Source organism: Halomonas sp. PA16-9, from assembly GCF_009728585.1.
In the GTDB taxonomy this organism is placed as follows: domain Bacteria; phylum Pseudomonadota; class Gammaproteobacteria; order Pseudomonadales; family Halomonadaceae; genus Vreelandella; species Vreelandella titanicae.
On the sequence record NZ_CP040451.1, the window covers coordinates 1,934,851 to 1,953,825 of the forward strand.

Annotated in this window: 16 protein-coding genes and 1 pseudogene; 15 read left to right on the forward strand and 2 right to left on the reverse strand. The window is 54.3% G+C overall.

Going from position 1 to position 18,975, the window contains the following annotated elements:
• Nucleotide 1: 1 nt before the first annotated feature.
• The 4 genes from FDY98_RS08880 (at nucleotide 2) to orn (ending at nucleotide 3,761) form a co-directional block, all read left to right on the forward strand.
• Nucleotides 2-1,012 (forward strand): alcohol dehydrogenase catalytic domain-containing protein, encoded by a 1,011-nt coding sequence (locus FDY98_RS08880; RefSeq protein ID WP_196517934.1) that lies wholly within the window; start codon nucleotides 2-4, stop codon nucleotides 1,010-1,012.
• A 180-nt stretch (nucleotides 1,013-1,192) separates the two neighbouring features.
• Entirely contained in the window at nucleotides 1,193-1,903 is a 711-nt protein-coding gene (locus tag FDY98_RS08885) for a GntR family transcriptional regulator (RefSeq protein ID WP_051430616.1), read from the forward strand.
• Nucleotides 1,904-1,927: 24 nt separating this feature from the next.
• The gene (locus tag FDY98_RS08890) at nucleotides 1,928-2,902 is read left to right on the forward strand and encodes a 2-hydroxyacid dehydrogenase (RefSeq protein WP_009287756.1); all 975 of its coding nucleotides are present in this window, start codon (nucleotides 1,928-1,930) and stop codon (nucleotides 2,900-2,902) included.
• A 253-nt stretch (nucleotides 2,903-3,155) separates the two neighbouring features.
• A complete protein-coding gene (gene orn, locus FDY98_RS08895; protein WP_027959060.1) occupies nucleotides 3,156-3,761 on the forward strand; it encodes an oligoribonuclease in 606 nt (201 codons plus the stop codon).
• Nucleotides 3,762-3,777: 16 nt separating this feature from the next.
• Here the strand turns inward: orn and queG are convergent, their stop codons facing one another.
• Nucleotides 3,778-4,905 (reverse strand): tRNA epoxyqueuosine(34) reductase QueG, encoded by a 1,128-nt coding sequence (queG, locus tag FDY98_RS08900; protein ID WP_442905401.1) that lies wholly within the window; start codon nucleotides 4,903-4,905, stop codon nucleotides 3,778-3,780.
• A gap of 96 nt (nucleotides 4,906-5,001) precedes the next feature.
• On the opposite strand from queG, the pseudogene FDY98_RS08905 reads away from it, so the two are divergent.
• The 11 genes and pseudogenes from FDY98_RS08905 to FDY98_RS08955 all read left to right on the forward strand — a co-directional run bounded on the left by FDY98_RS08905 (nucleotide 5,002) and on the right by FDY98_RS08955 (nucleotide 18,132).
• Nucleotides 5,002-6,473 (forward strand): annotated as a pseudogene (locus FDY98_RS08905) (NAD(P)H-hydrate dehydratase).
• A gap of 11 nt (nucleotides 6,474-6,484) precedes the next feature.
• Nucleotides 6,485-7,012, forward strand: coding sequence for a tRNA (adenosine(37)-N6)-threonylcarbamoyltransferase complex ATPase subunit type 1 TsaE (gene tsaE, locus FDY98_RS08910; protein WP_035539154.1), 528 nt, complete (start codon nucleotides 6,485-6,487; stop codon nucleotides 7,010-7,012).
• Nucleotides 7,003-8,466: an N-acetylmuramoyl-L-alanine amidase gene (locus FDY98_RS08915; protein ID WP_027959064.1), complete on the forward strand. Its 1,464-nt coding sequence runs from the start codon at nucleotides 7,003-7,005 to the stop codon at nucleotides 8,464-8,466. Before tsaE ends, FDY98_RS08915 begins: the two co-directional genes overlap by 10 nt.
• Nucleotides 8,467-8,484: 18 nt before the next feature.
• A complete protein-coding gene (gene mutL / locus FDY98_RS08920) occupies nucleotides 8,485-10,392 on the forward strand; it encodes a DNA mismatch repair endonuclease MutL (protein WP_027959065.1) in 1,908 nt (635 codons plus the stop codon).
• 60 nt (nucleotides 10,393-10,452) lie between these two features.
• Entirely contained in the window at nucleotides 10,453-11,391 is a 939-nt protein-coding gene (gene miaA / locus FDY98_RS08925) for a tRNA (adenosine(37)-N6)-dimethylallyltransferase MiaA (protein WP_027959066.1), read from the forward strand.
• Nucleotides 11,392-11,583: 192 nt separating this feature from the next.
• The gene (hfq, locus tag FDY98_RS08930) at nucleotides 11,584-11,868 is read left to right on the forward strand and encodes an RNA chaperone Hfq (RefSeq protein WP_155705795.1); all 285 of its coding nucleotides are present in this window, start codon (nucleotides 11,584-11,586) and stop codon (nucleotides 11,866-11,868) included.
• Complete coding sequence (hflX, locus tag FDY98_RS08935; RefSeq protein ID WP_009287759.1) at nucleotides 11,869-13,179, forward strand: ribosome rescue GTPase HflX; 1,311 nt, start codon at nucleotides 11,869-11,871, stop codon at nucleotides 13,177-13,179. It begins immediately after the preceding gene.
• Between the two features lie 149 nt (nucleotides 13,180-13,328).
• The gene (gene hflK, locus FDY98_RS08940) at nucleotides 13,329-14,600 is read left to right on the forward strand and encodes an FtsH protease activity modulator HflK (RefSeq protein ID WP_027959067.1); all 1,272 of its coding nucleotides are present in this window, start codon (nucleotides 13,329-13,331) and stop codon (nucleotides 14,598-14,600) included.
• Complete coding sequence (hflC, locus tag FDY98_RS08945; protein ID WP_009287760.1) at nucleotides 14,601-15,497, forward strand: protease modulator HflC; 897 nt, start codon at nucleotides 14,601-14,603, stop codon at nucleotides 15,495-15,497.
• Nucleotides 15,498-15,640: 143 nt separating this feature from the next.
• Nucleotides 15,641-16,837: an ATP phosphoribosyltransferase regulatory subunit gene (locus tag FDY98_RS08950; protein ID WP_022523962.1), complete on the forward strand. Its 1,197-nt coding sequence runs from the start codon at nucleotides 15,641-15,643 to the stop codon at nucleotides 16,835-16,837.
• A complete protein-coding gene (locus FDY98_RS08955) occupies nucleotides 16,837-18,132 on the forward strand; it encodes an adenylosuccinate synthase (RefSeq protein ID WP_022523961.1) in 1,296 nt (431 codons plus the stop codon). The genes FDY98_RS08950 and FDY98_RS08955 overlap by 1 nt, the downstream gene beginning before the upstream one ends.
• Before the next feature lie 79 nt (nucleotides 18,133-18,211).
• On the opposite strand, the gene cobO is transcribed toward FDY98_RS08955, so the two are convergent.
• Nucleotides 18,212-18,811: a cob(I)yrinic acid a,c-diamide adenosyltransferase gene (gene cobO, locus FDY98_RS08960; protein WP_027959068.1), complete on the reverse strand. Its 600-nt coding sequence runs from the start codon at nucleotides 18,809-18,811 to the stop codon at nucleotides 18,212-18,214.
• Between the last annotated feature and the right edge of the window lie 164 nt (nucleotides 18,812-18,975).

The following is an 18,975-nucleotide window of genomic DNA, read 5'->3' on the forward strand; positions in this document are numbered from 1 at the left end:
CTTGCGCGTCGAAGAGCATCAAGAAGCGCATCCGCCTGGTTCAGGTGAAGCAAAAATAACGATTAGTAAAGGTGGTATTTGCGGCTCTGACCTTCATTACTTCCATAACGGCGGTTTTGGTGCGGTAAGGTTGCAAGAGCCTATGGTTCTAGGACATGAAGTAGCTGGTGTTGTCGCGGAACTTGGCATAGGTGTTTCACATTTGAAAGTGGGCGATAAGGTGGCTGTGAATCCTTCTATGCCTTGTGGCACATGCCAGTACTGTCAAAATGGCCAACGAAACCAGTGCGAAGACATGCGTTTTTTTGGAAGTGCCATGCGTTTTCCTCATCAACAGGGGTTGTTTCGCCAAAATGTCACGATTCCAGCCCAACAACTCTACCCGCTACAACCCGATACTGACCTGACATATGCTGCTTGCGCAGAGCCTTTAGCCGTTTGCCTCCATGCTGTACGCCAAGCAGGCTCTTTGGTCGGGAGTAACGTATTAGTCTCGGGATGCGGGCCGATTGGCTGCTTAACGGTACTTTCTGCTGCTCGTGCTGGGGCTCAATATATTACCGCGACAGATCTTTCTGATGCTCCTTTAGCGATTGCGGCTCAATTAGGTGCGCATCGTAGTGTTAATCTCAATAGCCAACCAGATGCGTTGACCTCCCTTGCTCACGGGAAGGGTAGCCAAGATGTTATCTTTGAATGCTCGGGTAGCCCCAAAGCACTTGCGTCGGCATTAGAGATTATTAAGCCCGGCGGTATTATTATTTTGGTCGGTTTAGGTGGTGAGATTCCATTTCCCTTAAATTTAGCGGTTGCTAAGGAGGTTAAGATGATGGGGAGCTTCCGCTTTGACGAGGAATTTTCCCAGGCAGCTGATCTTATTGATAGAAAGGTGGTTGATTTAAAACCTTTCGTATCTTCAGTTATACCTTTTGGAGAGGCAAAGTCTGCTTTCGATCTAGCTTCTCTGCGTGAAAAATCCATGAAAGTTCAGCTTGATTTTGACGGAAAATGAGTTTTTACATGATAATTTGTTGTGCTTTTTTTGATAGAGGTTGATTGAATGTTAAATTTATGTTTGCTATGAAAGGTGCGATGAGTATTTTTATTTATTTACCAAGTATAATATTTTATTTGGCGAGCTTATGCATGGAAAAATAGGCAAGTTTTGTCCGATAACAATGGCTGAATAGATATGAGCAATAAAACTAGTAATGCGGGTCAGAACCTGCTTGATCTCGCCTATGATAAGCTTGAAGAACTCATTGTCACCTGCGAGCTAAAGCCAGGCAGCCATCTTAGGATTCAAGACTTACAAACGGTGACAGGCTTTAATCGAATGCCGGTGTATCAGGCGACAACTCGTTTGGCTGCTGATACGTTAATGATTATTCATCCGCGACAAGGTGTCCAGATTTCACCAATAGACTTGTCTCGTGCTTCATTACTGCTTGACTTACGTCGAGACCTTGAAAGGTTTGTTATATCGCTGGCTAGCCAAAGGGCAAGCGACGCGCAAAGAAGTCAGTTTCGCCACATAGCTAACTTGTTAAAAACAAGTGAGTCTTTAACTATCTCTGAATTCAATGCTTATGATAGCAAAATAGACCAAATGGTGCTTTCCGCGTGCGGTGAGCCTTTTCTACAGTATACGCTTAGACCTCTGCATACTATTTTTCGAAGAATTGGCTGGGTTTATCATTCCTATACTGCCGGTGGGGAAAGTCTTGATAGTACCGTGGAAGGTCATATCACTGTCCTGGATGCCATACTTTCCGGTAAGCCAGAACAAGCCGCACTGGCATCTGATAAGCTTATTGACTTTGTGAAAGATATGTTGCCGGTTTTAAGCGATGAATTACCTCCTAGTGTCTTTGATGTAAGAATGGAATTTAAACAACCTTAATTTAATAACAATACTGGAGCTTCCATGGACATAGTCTTTCATGGCAAAAATGCACAAACATTTTTTAGCAATTTTGAATCCCTTCTTGAGGACGATCACACCATAAAACTGTTGCCAGATACGCTCGAATCCGAAGAAGATATTGCTTGCTATGCCGGTGCCGATGTCATTGTTGGTGTCAAACATGATTCATCGCTACCTACTTTAACAAAAACAAAGTTGTTTCATGTCCCAGGCGCTGGTTATGACGGTTTAGACCTCTCTCTGCTTCCAAGCACAACAACGGTCTGTAATTGTTTTGGCCATGAGCAAGCCATCGTTGAGTATATTATATCAGCTCTGCTGCTGAGACATGTTCCTCTAGCGGATGCTGATAAAAAATTAAGACATGGTGACTGGGAGTATTGGGCTGGTGGTGCATCAGGCCTACGCACTGAGCTATCTTCTGAATCCATAGGTATCATCGGTTTTGGACATATTGGGAAAGAATTGGCAAGTCGAGCTCATGCTTTTGGAATGGATGTTTCAATAGCAAATAGGAGCATAGTTGAAGCGTCTAACCAAATAAAAAAATATTATGCTTTTGATGATCTATCTTCTATGTTGAAAGATGTCGATATTGTCGTTAATACGCTTCCGCTGTCTAAAGATACTGAAGGTTTTATTGGTCAAAAAGAGTTTAAAGATATGAAAAGGAGCGCTGTTTTTGTCAATGTTGGTCGTGGCCGCGTGGTTGATGAGAAAGCGTTATTTGATGCCCTAAATGAGTCGAGAATTGCTAGCGCGGTCATAGATACTTGGTATGTCTATCCAGCAGGCTCAGAGTCTAACCCTTTACCCGCTTCTCTTCCTTTCCATGAATTAGACAACGTGATTATGACCCCGCACATGTCAGGATGGACACACGGTACGGTAAAGCGCCGCCAGTTAACGATGGCACGCAATATTAATAAACTTTCCAAGGGTGACGGCGATCTTGTGAACATTGTTTCTACTTAAATGCCAATTAAATCAGAGATCTGCTTGTGAATCTTTACCCATAATTAAAACGGCATAGTTTGCTGATGATATAGCTTCAGCGGCAGATGCAGAACTGTTTCCCCTCGTGTTAAAGTGCGAGAATTTATAGGGCCTGTGGACGTTTCGTCGTGATTCACGCTGAAACGTCCACAGGCCCTTGTTTAACTGTAAGCGTAAATTTAAGGCACAATGGCATGATTTGAATAGCCATTTAGGCAAAAGGATAACGGTAATGAGCAACGATACGACGGGTGCAACAGAAGGAAAAACAGCGCCGCGGAATGATCTGCTGGTGTGGATTGATCTAGAGATGACCGGTCTCGATCCTAATAAAGAGCGCATCATTGAAGTAGCCACGCTCATTACAGATGCGGATTTGAATGTGGTCGCCGAGGGGCCGGTTATTGCGGTGAAGCAGCCCGATAGTCTGCTGGCGCAGATGGATGACTGGAACCAGAAAACCCACGGCGAATCAGGCTTAGTCGCACGCGTGAAGGCAAGCCAAGTGGAAACCGCTGAAGCTGAGCAGCAAACCCTGGCGTTTTTGCAGCAGTACGCAGTGGCAGGTTCGTCGCCCATGTGTGGCAACAGCATCCATCAGGATCGTCGTTTTCTCGAGCGTGAAATGCCTGCGTTGCTCAACTTTTTCCACTACCGCAATCTTGATGTGTCTACCATAAAAGAAGTGGCCAAACGCTGGAACCCCGGTGCGCTGGCGGGCTTTAGTAAACAGAATGTGCACTTGGCCATGGACGATATTAAAGAGTCGATTGCCGAGCTGGCCCACTACCGCAATACATTTTTACGCGTTGATCAGCGCAGCGAAGAAGAAGAATAGCTAAGAAGAGTAGCGTTTAAGACGCGTCAGTGGCAATGCGCTCACTGCGTTTAAGACGCTGCTCCTCAAGCGCCCAGGCGACGTGTTCACGCACCAGCGAGCTTGGGTAGGCTCTGCGCGCCCAGAGCGCGGCTTCAACGGCCTCGCTCCAGGGCGCGTTACCCAGGCCAATGGCGATATTGCGCAGCCAGCGCTGGTAGCCAATGCGCCGAATGGGGCTGCCAGCGGTTTTATCCAGAAACTCCGCTTCGCCCCAGCCAAATAGGCTAATAAGCGATGCGCGATCCAGGTCATGGCGCGGCGCAAAGTCATCTTCCTGGGTGATATGGGTAAAACGCGTAAAAGGGCATACCAATTGGCAGTCATCGCAGCCGTAAATACGGTTGCCCATGGCGCGACGAAACTCGACTGGAATCGCCCCGTGCAACTCAATAGTGAGATACGAAATGCACTTGCGCGAGTCGACCACTTTATCGTCAACAATGGCACCGGTGGGGCAGGCCACTTTGCACGCGTTACAGCTACCGCAGTGTTCGTGCTCAAACGGTGCGTCAATGGGCAATGGAAGGTCAGTATAGAGTTCGCCAAGAAAAAACAGCGAACCCGCCTTGGGGTTGAGCAGCATGGCGTTTTTGCCAAACCAGCCGAGCCCCGCTTTTTGAGCCAGGGCGCGTTCCATCACCGGCGCTGAGTCGACAAAAGCGCGGTAACCGAAGCTGCCGACTTCCTGCTCAATTTTTTTTGCTAATAGGGCTAACCGTTTGCGGATTAGCTTGTGATAATCACGGCCAAGGGCGTAGCGCGATACATAGGCGCGGTTGGGCTGACCGAGCACCTTGGTGCTCTCCACCTCGGCGGGCAGGTAATCCATACGCACGCTGATAATGCGTTGAGTGCCGGGTTCCAGCTCCTCTGGGCGAGTGCGCTTGGTGCCATGCTTGGCCATAAAGCCCATTTCGCCGTGGTAGCCCTTTTCCAGCCACGCGTCGAGGTGGTCTTCATGAGCCGACAGTTCAGTATCGGTGATGCCCACCTGCTGAAAACCCAGCTCTCGCCCCCAGGTTTTAATCAGGTCGGCAAGGCTAGCAAGTTTCTGGTCAGTCATTGCACCATCAGAACGTGCAAAGGCAGTGGAATTCGACATAGTCAATCAACAGCAAGGCATTAAGCGCGCTATGCTAACGCATTGGCAGCCATCAAACATGTGAAAGGAGCGATCGTGACAGTCCCGAATACTTCCATGCTACGCCCCCTCTATAAAGCCGCCCAGGTTCAGGAACTCGATCGGCGCACGATCGCCGGGGGTATCGATGGCTTTGCATTGATGCAGCGCGCCGCCTCAAGCGCCTGGCACAGCTTCCGCTCCCGCTGGCCACAAGCACGTAGTATCACCGTGCTATGTGGGAGTGGCAACAACGGTGGCGATGGTCACGTGCTGGCAGCGCTAGCCATGCAGTCGGGCCTCAAAGTGCAGCGGATAACCCTTAAGTCCGTTGAAGAGCTCAGCGGCGACGCGGCCCGTGCCGCAGAATTAGCAACATCCGCGGGCGTGGGCTGCGAGGAGTGGCACGCTGGGATTGAGCTCACCGGCGAAGTGATTGTTGATGCATTGCTGGGTACCGGGTTGACCGGTGAAGTAGAGGGGCGCTTCAAGCGTGCTATTGAAACGATCAACGCTGCAAAGCAGCCAGTCCTGGCGATTGATATTCCCTCTGGATTGGTTGCCGACACCGGTGCGGTACCGGGTATTGCTGTGAAGGCCTCCTGCACGGTGACCTTTATTGGCGATAAGGTTGGATTACATACAGGTGATGCCCCTGCCTATACTGGCGAGATCGACTTTCGACCCCTGGGTGTCAAAGCCCAGGCCTATTTCGATATTCCCCCCACGGCTTGGCGGCTGGATGATTCGCTGCTGGCAGAGGCTTTTGCACCACGCCTGCGTACCAGCCATAAAGGCGACATGGGCCATGTGCTGATCATGGGCGGCGCCCCTGGTTTCGGAGGTGCCGCGCTGCTGGCCTGTCAGGCTGCTGCCCGCTTAGGGGCGGGTAAAGTAAGCTTGGCGACTGCCCCAGAACATATTGCCGCCAGTTTGGTGCGTTGCCCGGAGGTGATGGCTCATGGCGTACGCGGTGGCGCTGAGGCCGCTGAACTGCCCAGTAACGCTGACGTTGTGGTGGTCGGGCCAGGGCTTGGCCAAGCTGCCTGGGGGCAGGCGGTGCTGCAGAGTGCGCTGCAGGCAGATAAGCCGCTGGTGGTAGATGCCGACGGGCTTAACCTCCTGGCGCGCCAGTGGCCGGAGGTTCGCCGTGATAACTGGATTTTGACTCCACACCCCGGTGAGGCCGCGCGACTATTGAACTGTTCCGTTGCCGATATCCAATCCGACCGGCCCGCTGCTGCCCAGGCACTGCAACGCGCTCGGGGTGGTGTGGTGATTTTAAAAGGCGCGGGCAGTTTAATTGCTGGGCCTAGCGGTTTGGTGGTGTGCCCTTACGGGAACCCCGGTATGGCCAGCGGCGGCATGGGCGATGTGCTCAGCGGCATGCTGGGGCGTTGGTTGCTCAGCGGGGCGAGGTGGAGTTTAGTGTCTGGCTAGGTGCCATGGTGCATGCGTTAGCGGCCGATCGCGCGGCAGCGGAAGAAGGCGAGCGTGGCCTGCTGGCCAGCGATCTGGCATCCTATGCGCGAAAATTGATTAATCCGTGAAGGCAGCCCACATGCAGGTGCAATTAGACAACGAAGAGGCCCAGGTCGCTTTTGGCGAAACTCTCGGGCACGTATTGCAAGGACGCGGGCTCGTCTATCTAGAGGGTGAGCTAGGTGCCGGTAAAACCACGTTAACGCGTGGCATCCTGCGGGCTTACGGCCATCAAGGGGCGGTTAAAAGCCCCACTTACACCTTGGTAGAGCCTTATGAGTTGAACGATCAACGGGTTTATCATCTGGATTTATACCGCTTAGCGGATCCAGAAGAGCTTGAGTTTATTGGTGGTCGAGACGTGCTGGCCGACGATGCAGTCACCATTATTGAGTGGCCCAGCCGCGGTGAAGGGTGGTTGCCAGCGCCTGACCTGCGCCTAACCTTGGAAGTAGTGGCGCAAGGGCGTTTAGTCTCATTAGCTGCGGGTAGTGATAACGGTCAGCGTATGCTTGAATTATTGCGAAGTAAGGTAAGTAGCAAGGTAAGTGCAGTCAGTAAAGAAGGTTCTGACCAGTTGGAGAACGGTGTGATTCAATGGAAATGAAGGGCATAGCGGCAGGTGTATATCGCTTATTAGCCGCCGGTTTTTTTGCCCTGGCGGCGGTTGATGTACAAGCGTCCAGCGTAGAGAGCATGCGGCTTTGGGCGGCGCCAGATCATGCCCGGCTGGTGTTTGATCTCTCCGCTGCGACTAATGCCAACGTATTTTCGCTGGAGAACCCGGCGCGGTTGGTGATTGATTTAGATGATACCCAAATGGATACCGACCCCAGTACGCTGCCTTTGCACGACAGTGCAATTACCTCGGTGCGTACCGGCGTGCGGGAGGGTGGGGGCCTGCGGGTAGTGCTTGAACTCAATCGAGAAATTGAGCCACGCCATTTTACCCTGACACCTAACGACCAGTACGGTCACCGACTGGTCGTTGATCTCGAATATCCTGGTGAGAGTGCCGTCGAGAATCCGATTGACCCCATTGAGGCGATGATTCGGGACCAGGAAATTCAGGCCCAGCGGGCATCTACTCAAGGCCAGCTGTCGGACAGCGTGGCGCCGCCTAGCGAGGCAGCGCCGACAGAAGTGCAGGAAGCCAAGCCGCACCCAAGGCGCGATATTATTATTGCCGTCGACGCCGGTCATGGCGGTGAAGACCCGGGGGCGATTGGCCCTTCAGGCACACGGGAAAAGGACGTAGTGCTGGAAATTGCCCGTCGCCTAGCCGCTGAAGTGAACGGTACTGAGGGCTTTAAAGCCGTGCTGGTGCGGGATGGTGACTACTATATAGGGTTGCGTCAGCGTACCGCACTGGCACGTGAGCAAAAAGCCGACTTTTTTGTCTCGATACACGCCGATGCTTTCACCAGCCCAAGACCCCAAGGGAGCTCGGTCTATGCGCTTTCTCAGCGCGGCGCCACCTCGGAAACCGCCCAGTGGCTGGCGGATAGTGAGAACCGCTCCGACCTTATCGGCGGTGTCGATGGCAGTCTCTCCTTGCGTGATAAAGACCAGGTGCTGCGCGGCGTGTTGTTGGATTTGACCATGACTGCCACGCTGAATGACTCGCTCTCGATCGGTGGTCAGGTATTGGAGCAGTTAGGCCGCATTAACCGGCTGCATAAGTCGCGGGTCGAGCAGGCTGGGTTTATGGTACTGAAGTCTCCCGATATCCCCTCGCTGTTGATCGAGGTTGGCTTTATCTCTAACCCTGACGAAGAGCGTCGGCTACGCGACCCAGTACACCAATCAGGGCTTTCTCAGGCTATCTTCAGCGGTTTGCGCGAGCATTTCGAGCGCTTCCCACCGCCGGCCAGCCTGCTTGCCTGGCAGCGTGATAATCAGCGTCGCCCTTCGGGTAACGAGTACCGTATTCAGTCGGGAGACACCCTGTCAGCGATTGCTGTGCGTCATGGCGTGCCGGTTAATCAGTTGAGGCAGGCCAATGACCTGAATGGTGACGTGATTCGCGTTGGCCAAGTGTTACAGATTCCCCGTTCATGAGGTGCCGTGTTGACTGATATAACCGCTATCGCACCGCGTATACAGGTACTCGACCCGCGGTTGGCCAACCAGATTGCCGCCGGTGAGGTGGTTGAGCGCCCCTCATCGGTCACCAAAGAGTTGATAGAGAACGCTATTGATGCGGGCAGCCAGCGTATCGAAGTAGAGATCGAGCAAGGGGGCGCGCGGCTGATCAAAGTGCGCGATGACGGGATTGGCATTGGCGAAGAGGATTTGCCGCTGGCCCTGGCCCGCCATGCCACCAGTAAGATTGGCAGCCTGGAAGACTTAGAGGGCGTTAGTTCGCTAGGCTTTCGCGGTGAAGCGCTGGCATCGATTAGCTCCGTCTCGCGGCTGGAGCTGATCTCCAATGCCGAAGACGACCCCCGCCATGGCTGGCGGGTGGTTGCGGAAGGGCGGGGCATGGAAGCACGGGTGACACCTGCGCCACACCCCCGTGGTACCAGCGTTGGCGTGCGCGATCTGTTTTTTAATACCCCCGCCCGGCGCAAGTTTCTGCGCACAGAAAAGACCGAATTTGCCCATGTAGAAGAGGCATTTCGCCGTCAGGCGCTATCCCGCTACGACATCGCCTGGGTATTGCGCCATAACCAAAAAGTCATTCACCAGTTGCCCGCCGGTCACTCTGCGGCGGCCCGGGAGCGGCGTATTGCCTCGCTGCTGGGCAAGAATTTTATCGAGCATGCTCGCTATATCGAGCGCGAAGCGGGCGGTATACGGCTAAGCGGCTGGGTGGGCCTGCCCACCCACTCGCGCTCACAGGCTGACCAGCAGTACTTTTTTGTCAATGGACGCGTGGTGCGTGATCGTTTGGTCGCCCACGCGGTGCGTCAGGCCTATCGTGATGTGCTGTTTAACGGCCGTCATCCGGTCTTTGTGCTTTATCTGGAGCTTGATCCAGACGTTGTGGACGTCAACGTCCACCCCACCAAGCATGAAGTGCGCTTTCGTGATGGTCGTATGGTTCACGATTTTCTCTATTCGAGCCTCCATCACTCCCTGGCGTCGGCTAAACCCGCTGAGAGTGCAGAGGAGCATGCTGCCGAGGTGGCTGATACGTCAGGCACATCGCCACAGGGCGAAGCTTCAGAAGTGGATGCCGAACAACCCCGCTGGCAGCAGCAGGGGATTGCGCTGACCCACTCGCCGGATCGCCACCCCGGTGCTGAGCGCGTGCGCCGCTTTATGCAGGGTTATCAGGCGCTACACCCCAATCACGAAGAAACGCTGTTAACGCCTCAGCCGAGCCCTCCCAGTGAGCGAGGTAGTGAGGTGCGTGAAGCGCCCCTGGCGATGCCTGATAACGATCCCACTGCGCCACCACCACTAGGGTTTGCGCTAGGGCAGTTGCACGGCATTTATATTCTGGCCCAGAACGCTGAGGGATTGGTGCTGGTGGATATGCATGCCGCCCATGAGCGAATTGTCTATGAGCGCATGAAGACACAGCTGGCCGCTGCCAAAGGGTTGGATGCGCAGCCGCTGCTAGTGCCTGTCTCCATTGCCGCTAGCCGGGCCGAAGTGGCCACGGCAGAGAGCGAGCAAGAGGCAATTGCCAAGCTGGGTATTGAGCTGGATATCGCCGGGCCAGAGACGCTGCTGGTACGCCAACTGCCGGCGTTACTTGCCCAGGCTGATCCTGAGGCGCTGGTGCGTCAGATGCTGGAAGAGCTGGCGCGCTATGGGCGTACCCATCAAGTCGAGGCTAGGGTGCATGAACTACTCTCTACCATGGCCTGTCATGGCAGCGTGCGTGCCAACCGTCGGCTTACTATTGACGAGATGAACGCGCTATTGCGCGACATGGAGCGCACCGAGCGCAGCGACCAATGTAATCACGGTCGTCCCACCTGGACGCAGATGGGGCTCAAAGCGCTTGATCGGCTCTTCTTGCGCGGCCAATAGATGCTTGAACAACAGCTGCGCGATCAGTAATCACCTTTTTCTTAGCTAACGGAACCGCGCATGGCTGATACCCGCCCCTGGGCGATTTTTTTAATGGGCCCCACGGCCGCTGGGAAAACCGATGCTGCGATGGCGCTACACGAGCGCCTGGGGCATGAGCTGATTAGCGTTGACTCGGCCATGGTGTACCGCGGTATGGATATTGGCAGTGCCAAGCCCAGCGCGAGTGAGCTTGCCCGTGCGCCTCACCACTTGATTGATATTCGCGATCCAGCAGAGCCCTATTCGGCGGCCGATTTTCGTGTAGATGCGCTTTCTCTTATGCGACAAATCAGCGCGGCGGGCAAAGTCCCCCTGCTGGTCGGCGGTACTATGCTTTACTACAAGCGGCTGGTCGAAGGGGTGGCAAACTTGCCTTCTGCCGACCCGGCTATTCGCCAGCGGCTTGAAGCACAGTGGCAAAACGAAGGACTATTGTCGCTACATCAACGCCTGGCAGAGGTGGATGCGCTATCCGCCCAGCGCATTCACCCCAATGACCCGCAGCGCGTCATGCGCGCGCTGGAGGTGTACTACGCCAGTGGGCGGCCAATGAGTGAGCTGTGGGCGGAGCAACAGCCGGAAACCTTTCCCTGGCGCGTGTTGTCGATAGCTTTGGCGCCCAGTGATCGCAGCTTGCTGCATCAACGCATTGCCCAGCGTTTCGAAGTAATGTTGGGTGAGGGCTTGATAAATGAAGTCGCCGCCCTCAAAAAGCGTAATGACTTACATTTAGGCCTACCGGCGATGAAGAGTGTTGGTTATCGCCAAGTGTGGGAGTACCTGGAAGGTGAGTATGACTATGCCTCCCTCGTTGAGCGAGGCGTGATCGCAACTCGTCAGTTAGCCAAGCGACAATTAACCTGGTTAAGAAGCTGGCCAGAACTTAACTGGGTAGATTCACAGCGCTCAGATGCACTGGATCAAGTGTTGAAACTCGTGCGTGACAGCAGTGCTTAGCGTAAGATAGTTCGCTAAGCTGGTAATTTAGGTAGTGTGTTTTCGATTGGCTGGGTGTTTGAGCCTTTCGAATATCACTAGGCTCTTCGGGCATCATTCGGCCTTTCGGGCAGTAATAAAATAGTGCGGCGTAGCACCAGTAGGGCACGCCATTTGATAATTAACCCCAACGACAGTTTTAGGGAGAGCAACATGTCCAAAGGGCAGTCCCTTCAAGACCCGTACTTGAACATTCTGCGCAAGGAGCGCATTCCGGTCTCTATCTTTTTGGTCAACGGCATTAAGCTGCAGGGCCAGATCGAATCGTTTGACCAGTTTGTTATCCTGCTGCGCAATACCGTTAGTCAGATGGTTTATAAACACGCTATTTCCACGGTTGTTCCATCTCGCAACGTACGCTTGCCTGCGCAAGACCGGCAGAGCAGGATGCGGAGATTTAACACCGCTGGAGAAGCAAGAGAGTCCACGAGGTATTGATTGTTTTTCGAACGCCCAGACGCCGGTGAAACGGCAGTTCTTGTTCACGTCGATTTTCATGATGAACAAAAACGTGAAGACCCGGGTGAGTTTTTAGAGCTCGTACGCTCTGCTGGTGCAGAGCCTGCGACTCTTCTCACTGCTAGCCGCCACCGTCCTGACTCGCGCACCTTTATTGGGTCAGGTAAGTTGGAAGAGCTGCGGGCACTGCTCGCGGCTCATGAGGCAGAGCTGGTGATCTTCAACCATAGCTTAAGTCCCTCTCAAGAGCGCAATGTAGAGCAAGAGCTCAAGTGCCGAGTGCTCGACCGTACTGGTTTGATCCTCGATATCTTTGCGCAACGGGCAAGAACCCATGAAGGTAAGCTGCAGGTAGAGCTTGCTCAGCTTGAATATATGTCGACTCGCCTCGTGCGTGGTTGGACACACCTAGAGCGGCAAAAAGGTGGGATTGGCCTGCGCGGCCCAGGCGAGACGCAGTTAGAAACTGACCGTCGTCTGTTGCGTGGTCGGATCAAATCGATTCACAAACGGCTCGATAAAGTGCGCAGCCAGCGCGACCAGAATCGCCGAGCGCGTGCGCGCGCGGAAATTCATAGCGTATCGCTGGTGGGGTACACCAACGCCGGTAAGTCAACGCTATTTAACGCCTTAACCAATTCTGAGGTGTATGCAGCCGACCAGCTGTTTGCGACACTTGACCCTACTTTGCGGCGGCTTGAGATTGAAGACGTTGGTCCGGTAGTGATGGCCGATACCGTGGGCTTTATTCGCCACTTGCCGCACAAGTTGGTTGAGGCGTTTCAAGCGACGCTCCAGGAAGCCTCTGAAGCGTCGTTGTTGGTACACGTGATCGATGCCGCAGATCCTGACCGCGAGTTAAACGTGGAGCAGGTGGAGCTAGTGCTCAAAGAGATCGGCGCCGATGATGTGCCGGTACTCAAAGTCATGAATAAAATTGATAAGCTCGATAGTGCCCCACGTATAGAGCGTGATGGGCATGGTGTGCCCGAAGTGGTTTGGCTTTCGGCCCAGCAGGGCCAGGGGCTTGAGCTGCTCCATGAGGCGCTGACCGAGCGCTTGGCAAATGATGTCATTGGCTTTTCGCTGACACTGACTCCCGAGCAGGGTAAGCTGCGGGCAGGGTTGCACGAGCTCAATGCCGTTCGCGAGGAAGCCTTTGATGAGCAGGGGCATTCAGTGCTTGATGTGCGTTTGCCGCGGCGTGACTTTAATCAGTTGATGGCCCAACTGGGCGAGCGAGCCAACACCTATTTACCTGAAGCGCTGCGTGAAACCAATGAGTGGTAAGCGACTTAATTACCCATCCTAGTACGCTGCATGTATGCAGTTTTGTATAAAAATGGTACAAGGTTTATAGAGCAATAATATCAAAACGCGGTGGTGCCGCCTAAGTGTGATGCCATTAGCGTTAGCGAATACCTTAGTGGAGACGAAGTATGGCCTGGAATGAGCCTGGTGGTGGCAACCAGCACGACCCTTGGAGTAGTGGCGGCCGACGCGGTGGAAACGACGGCGATGGAAACCGTGGCAGTAATAATGGCGGCGGCAACAATGGCAATAAAGGGGGCAACAACCAAGGTCCACCTGACCTGGATGAAGCGCTGAAAAAGTTTCAGGACAAGCTCAACAGCATGTTGGGTGGCGGCAAAAAAGGCGGCGGCAAGAAAACCGGGGGGGGCGGTAGTGATAAGAACCGCAACCCTTTCGCGCTGCCAGGCCTGCTGATTATTGTTGCGCTGGCTATTTGGGCTGCAATGGGCTTCTACCTCGTGGATCAATCCGAGCGCGGCGTTGTGCTGCGGTTTGGTGAGTTTCAGGGCATCGTAGATCCAGGCCTGCAGTGGAATCCGCCGCTGATTGACGATGTACGTATGGTCAATGTGACCCGTGTGCGTTCTCTGTCGCAGACCCAGTCGATGCTGACCCGCGACGAAAACATTGTCGAAGTGGAAATTTCTGCTCAGTACCAAGTAGCTAATCCACGCGATTTTGTGCTTAACGTACGCGATCCTGCTATCTCGATTGAGAATGCGCTGGATTCGGCACTACGTCACGTCGTCGGCGGTACCGATATGATCGATATCTTAACCTCTGGCCGTGAGATTCTGGGTAGCTCGGTTGCTAGTCGTCTACAGTCCTATCTCGACAACTACGGTGCCGGTATTCGCCTGCAAACCATTAACATCGAGTCCACTTCGGCGCCCGCGCCAGTGATTGACGCCTTCGATGACGTTATCCGGGCCCGTGAAGATCGTCAGCGTACGATCAACCAGGGTATTGCTTACGCCAACGCGATTATTCCGGAAGCGCAAGGTCAGGCGCAGCGTATTGTTGAGCAGGGGCAGGGTTACCGTGAGTCAGTAGTCGCTGAAGCGCAGGGTCAAGCCAACCGCTTTAACTCGCTACTCTCCGAGTACACAAATGCCCCGGATATCATGCGTGAACGTATGTACCTGGACACAATGGAAGAAGTGTTTAGTAATTCGCCGAAGGTGCTGTTGGATGTAAGCGAAAACGCGCCGCTGATGTATCTGCCCCTCGATCAGCTTAGTGGTGGGAGCAGTAATCGAAATAACTCTTCGAGCGGAAGCGCCAATAGCGATGAACAGCTAGACCCGAGTGTGCTTGAGCGGTTACGCAACACCCAGGGCAGTTCCAGCTCTTCATCGAATACCAATAGTAGCTCCATCCGCAGGGAGGGCCGGTAAATGATTAATAATCGATCCCTGCTGATTGTTGGTGGTCTGGCTGCCGTGGCGTGGCTGGCAAGCAACACTTTGTACGTGGTAGACGAAACCGAGCGTGCCGTTAAACTGCGCTTTGGTGAAGTCATTGAAGAGAATATTCAGCCTGGCTTGCATGCCAAAGTGCCGATCGCGCAAACGATTCGTAAGTTTGATACGCGCTTGTTGACGCTGGACACCGATACCAGCCGCTATCTGACCCTTGAGCAGAAAGCGGTTATCGTTGACTCCTATGTTAAGTGGCAGGTGGTTAATCCTACTCGCTACTACGAGGCGACTGCCGGCGATGAGTTGATGGCCATTCGCCTGATTCAGCCGCGGGTGGATGAGAGCCTGCGTAATGAATTTGGTCGCTTGAATCTTCAGGAAATTATCGCCGAGCGTCGTGATGACCTGATGACGGGCCCCACCGCAGAACTCGACGAGCTGATGCGTGAAGAGCTCGGGGTGGCAATTCGCGATATTCGTATCAAGCGCATCGATTTGCCCGAAGACGTATCAGCCGCTGTTTTTGAGCGGATGCGCTCCGAGCGTGAGCGTGAAGCTCGTGAATGGCGTGCTCAGGGTCAGGAAGAGGCTGAGCGTATTCGCGCCAATGCGGATCGTCGTCGCCAAGTACTGCTTGCCCAGGCCAATGAGCGCTCCGAGACGCTGCGCGGTGAAGGTGATGCCCAAGCCGCTGCGATTTTCTCTGAAGCGTATGGTCAGGATCAGGAGTTCTACTCTTTCTGGCGTAGCCTTAATGCCTATAGCGAAAGCTTTGCCGACGATGGCAATCTGATGGTGCTGGAGCCGAGTAGCGACTTCTTCCGCTATTTGCGCAGCGCTGAACCAGAAAGCGGTGAAGACAGCGGCGAGTAAACCGCCGTTGGCCGGTGCTCCTCGTCTTGGTTTGTTGATAGCCAAGCGGGGTTCACCCGGCCAATAAACGTGATAGAATTTGTTGACCGGGCGTCGCCCGGTTTTTTTGTGGCTCCTATTTCTTCAAGTTCAAGGCAATCGTCATGACCATCGCTGACCGCTGGCTACTGCCCGACGGCATGGATGAGGTGCTCCCGCCTCAGGCAAGCCGTATGGAAGAGCTGCGCCGCGCGCTGCTCGATCTTTACCACTGCTGGGGCTACGACCAAGTTATGCCGCCTCCAGTGGAGTTTCTGGATTCGCTGTTAACCGGCACCGGTACGGATCTGGATCTTCAGACCTTCAAACTGACTGATCAGTTGACCGGCCGTATGATGGGTGCCTCGGCGGACGTTACGCCGCAGGTTGCGCGTATGGATGCCCATTCGCTAAAGCGTCAGGGGCCGGTGCGCCTTTGCTACTGCACTAATGTACTGCGTGCTAAGGCAGACCAGCATCAGGGAGGGCGTAGCCCGGTACAGGTGGGTGCTGAGCTGTTTGGTCATGCCGGGCTAGAAGCGGACAGTGAGATAATTCACTTGGCGCTGGCCAGCATGAAGGCCGCGGGCGCTGAGGAGATTCACTTGGCGTTGGGGCATATCGGTATCTATCGAAGCCTTGCCGAAGCGGCAGCGCTCAGCGACGAGCAGGAGCGTGCGCTATTTGAGGCGTTAGCGCTAAAATCACCCAGTCAACTGGCGCAGCATGTAGATGCCAGCGTCAGCGACCCGGCCTTAGCGGACATGCTGTTAGCTCTGGGTGATCTGCACGGCGGTGCGGATGTTTTACGCCAGGCGCGGGAGCGTTTTGCCGGTGCGCCGGCCTCGGTCACGGCGGCACTGGATCAGTTGGATGCGCTCTATCAAGGGGTGCTGGCACGCTTTGATGTGTCGCTCTACTTTGACTTGGCGGAACTGCGCGGCTATCAATACCACACGGGTATGATGTTTGCCGCTTATGTGCCGGGCTACGGACATGCGCTGGCTAAAGGCGGACGTTATGACGATACCGGGCGGGCTTTTGGTCGTGCGCGCCCGGCCACCGGCTTCTCGATGGATCTGAAACAGCTGGCGTCGCTGGCGCTGGCATCCCCGAGTCGCGGGGCTATTTGGTCGCCCGCTGTGCAGGATGAGTCGCTCAACGCTGCCATTGTCGCGCTGCGTGAGCAGGGAGAACGCGTGATTCAAGCGCTGCCAGGGCAGCGTACTGGGCCGGCGGAGCATGAGTGTGACCGCCGTCTTGAGCTTATCGATGGTCGTTGGCAGCCAACGGCCCTGACACAAGAGACGAGTGCATCATAATGGGTAAGAATGTCGTAGTGCTGGGCACCCAATGGGGTGACGAAGGCAAGGGTAAAATCGTTGACCTGCTGACTGAGTCCGCATCCGCCGTGGTGCGTTTTCAAGGTGGCCATAACGCGGGTCATACGCTGGTCATCGACGGTGAAAAGACCGTTCTCCACCTGATTCCATCCGGCGTTTTGCGTCCAGGCAAAACCTGCGTGATTGGTAATGGTGTGGTGCTTTCGCCGGAAGCGCTGATCAAAGAGATCCGTGAGCTGGAAGCCAAAGGTGTGCCAGTACGCGAACGCCTGCGTCTGTCGCCAGCTTGTCCGCTGATCCTGCCCTACCATGTGCGCCTGGATCAGGCCCGTGAAAAAGCCCGTGGCATTGCCAAAATTGGCACCACTGGCCGGGGCATTGGGCCTGCCTACGAAGACAAAGTCGCCCGTCGTGGCCTGCGCTTAGGCGATATGCTGCATCGCGAACGTTTCGCTTCCAAGTTGGGCGAAGTGCTCGACTACCACAACTTCGTGTTGGTGAATTACCACGGTGAACCGGCGGTCGACTTCCAGGAAGTGCTGGACACGGCGATGCAAATGGCCGAAGAGCTGCGTCCCATGGTGTGCGATACCGTCAGTATGGTGCACGACCTGCGAAAAGCCGGTGAGAATATCCTGTTTGAAGGGGCTCAGGGCTCGCTGTTGGATATCGACCACGGTACCTACCCCTATGTAACCAGCTCTAACACCACCGCAGGCGGCACAGCCACCGGCTCTGGCGTCGGCCCGCTCTATTTGGACTACGTGCTGGGTATCACCAAGGCGTATACCACCCGTGTTGGTTCAGGCCCGTTCCCCACTGAGCTGTTCGATGTCGATGGCCGCCACCTTGCCGAGCGTGGCCACGAGTTTGGTGCTACCACTGGCCGTGCCCGCCGCTGTGGCTGGTTTGACGCTGTGGCACTGCGTCACGCGGTGCAAATCAACTCGGTCACCGGTATCTGCCTGACCAAGCTGGACGTACTGGACGGGCTGGAAAATATCCGCGTCTGCGTTGGCTATCGCAGTAAAGATGGTGACGTGCTGGAAACGCCAGTGGATTCAGAAGGCTATGAAGCTGTTGAACCCCTTTACGAAGACCTGCCAGGCTGGAAAGAGTCGACTCTAGGGGCTAAAAAGGTAGAGGATTTACCTGCCAATGCCCGCGCTTATATCAGTTACCTTGAAGAGCAGGTAGGTACCAGTATCGATATTATCTCCACCGGTCCAGACCGCATGGAAACCATCGTGCTACGTAACCCGTTCGATAGCTAAGCATGCTTTAAGTGGGCCATTAGTGAGCAGATGAGCAAAAGGGGCAACTTAGTTGCCCCTTTTGCATTGATGGTCAGGATTAAAAGTCGATACCCCGACGCGCCTGCAGGCCATTGTTGAAGGCATGGCGCACTTCCTGCATTTCAGTCACCGTATCGGCCATGGCGACGAGTTCGCGGTGAGCGTTGCGGCCGGTAATAATCACTGTCTGTTCTTTAGGACGATTCTCCAGTGCTTGTTTAACGGCTTCGATCTCCAAGTAGCCAAACTTGAGCATATAGGTGATTTCGTCGAGCACCACCAGATAGGTCTCTGGGTCTGCGAGCATACGCTCAGCCTCTTTCCACACTGCTTGGCAGGCGTCGGTGTCCGCTTGGCGATTTTGCGTATCCCAGGTGAAACCGGTAGCCATTATCGCCACCTCTAGATTGGCATCCTCCTCCAATCGATTGCGTTCGCCGCACTCCCACAACCCCTTGATAAACTGCACTACGCCCACTTTATAGCCATAACCCAAAGCGCGGGTGACCGTGCCCCAGGCAGCGGTTGTTTTGCCTTTACCGTTACCGGTGTTAACGATGATTAGGCCGCGCTGCTCGTTAGCACTGGCGACTTTCTCCTCTACGCGCGTTTTAAGCTTCTCCATAGAGGCTTTGTGGCGGGTGTCGCGGTCACTCATGGTATCTCCTGATAAAGCGGAAAGCTGAAAAATAGCCAATATTCATAATCCGCTAGCCTAAGCTATCAGCACAGGGTTGAACATCTTTATGGAGGTACTTGAAGATAATTTTTGTACAGGTATTTTCGGTGTTTTGTGAATATTTGTCTCAATAATGCACCCTA

Coding starts and splice junctions, on each gene's coding strand:
- queG (WP_442905401.1), bottom strand. CDS start 4,905: ATGTCGAATTCCACTGCCTTTGCACGTTCTGATGGTGCAATGACTGAC.
- hflK (WP_027959067.1), top strand. CDS start 13,329: ATGGCCTGGAATGAGCCTGGTGGTGGCAACCAGCACGACCCTTGGAGT.
- FDY98_RS08915 (WP_027959064.1), top strand. CDS start 7,003: ATGGAAATGAAGGGCATAGCGGCAGGTGTATATCGCTTATTAGCCGCC.
- cobO (WP_027959068.1), bottom strand. CDS start 18,811: ATGAGTGACCGCGACACCCGCCACAAAGCCTCTATGGAGAAGCTTAAA.
- orn (WP_027959060.1), top strand. CDS start 3,156: ATGAGCAACGATACGACGGGTGCAACAGAAGGAAAAACAGCGCCGCGG.
- FDY98_RS08890 (WP_009287756.1), top strand. CDS start 1,928: ATGGACATAGTCTTTCATGGCAAAAATGCACAAACATTTTTTAGCAAT.
- miaA (WP_027959066.1), top strand. CDS start 10,453: ATGGCTGATACCCGCCCCTGGGCGATTTTTTTAATGGGCCCCACGGCC.
- FDY98_RS08885 (WP_051430616.1), top strand. CDS start 1,193: ATGAGCAATAAAACTAGTAATGCGGGTCAGAACCTGCTTGATCTCGCC.
- FDY98_RS08955 (WP_022523961.1), top strand. CDS start 16,837: ATGGGTAAGAATGTCGTAGTGCTGGGCACCCAATGGGGTGACGAAGGC.
- FDY98_RS08950 (WP_022523962.1), top strand. CDS start 15,641: ATGACCATCGCTGACCGCTGGCTACTGCCCGACGGCATGGATGAGGTG.
- hfq (WP_155705795.1), top strand. CDS start 11,584: ATGTCCAAAGGGCAGTCCCTTCAAGACCCGTACTTGAACATTCTGCGC.
- hflC (WP_009287760.1), top strand. CDS start 14,601: ATGATTAATAATCGATCCCTGCTGATTGTTGGTGGTCTGGCTGCCGTG.
- tsaE (WP_035539154.1), top strand. CDS start 6,485: ATGCAGGTGCAATTAGACAACGAAGAGGCCCAGGTCGCTTTTGGCGAA.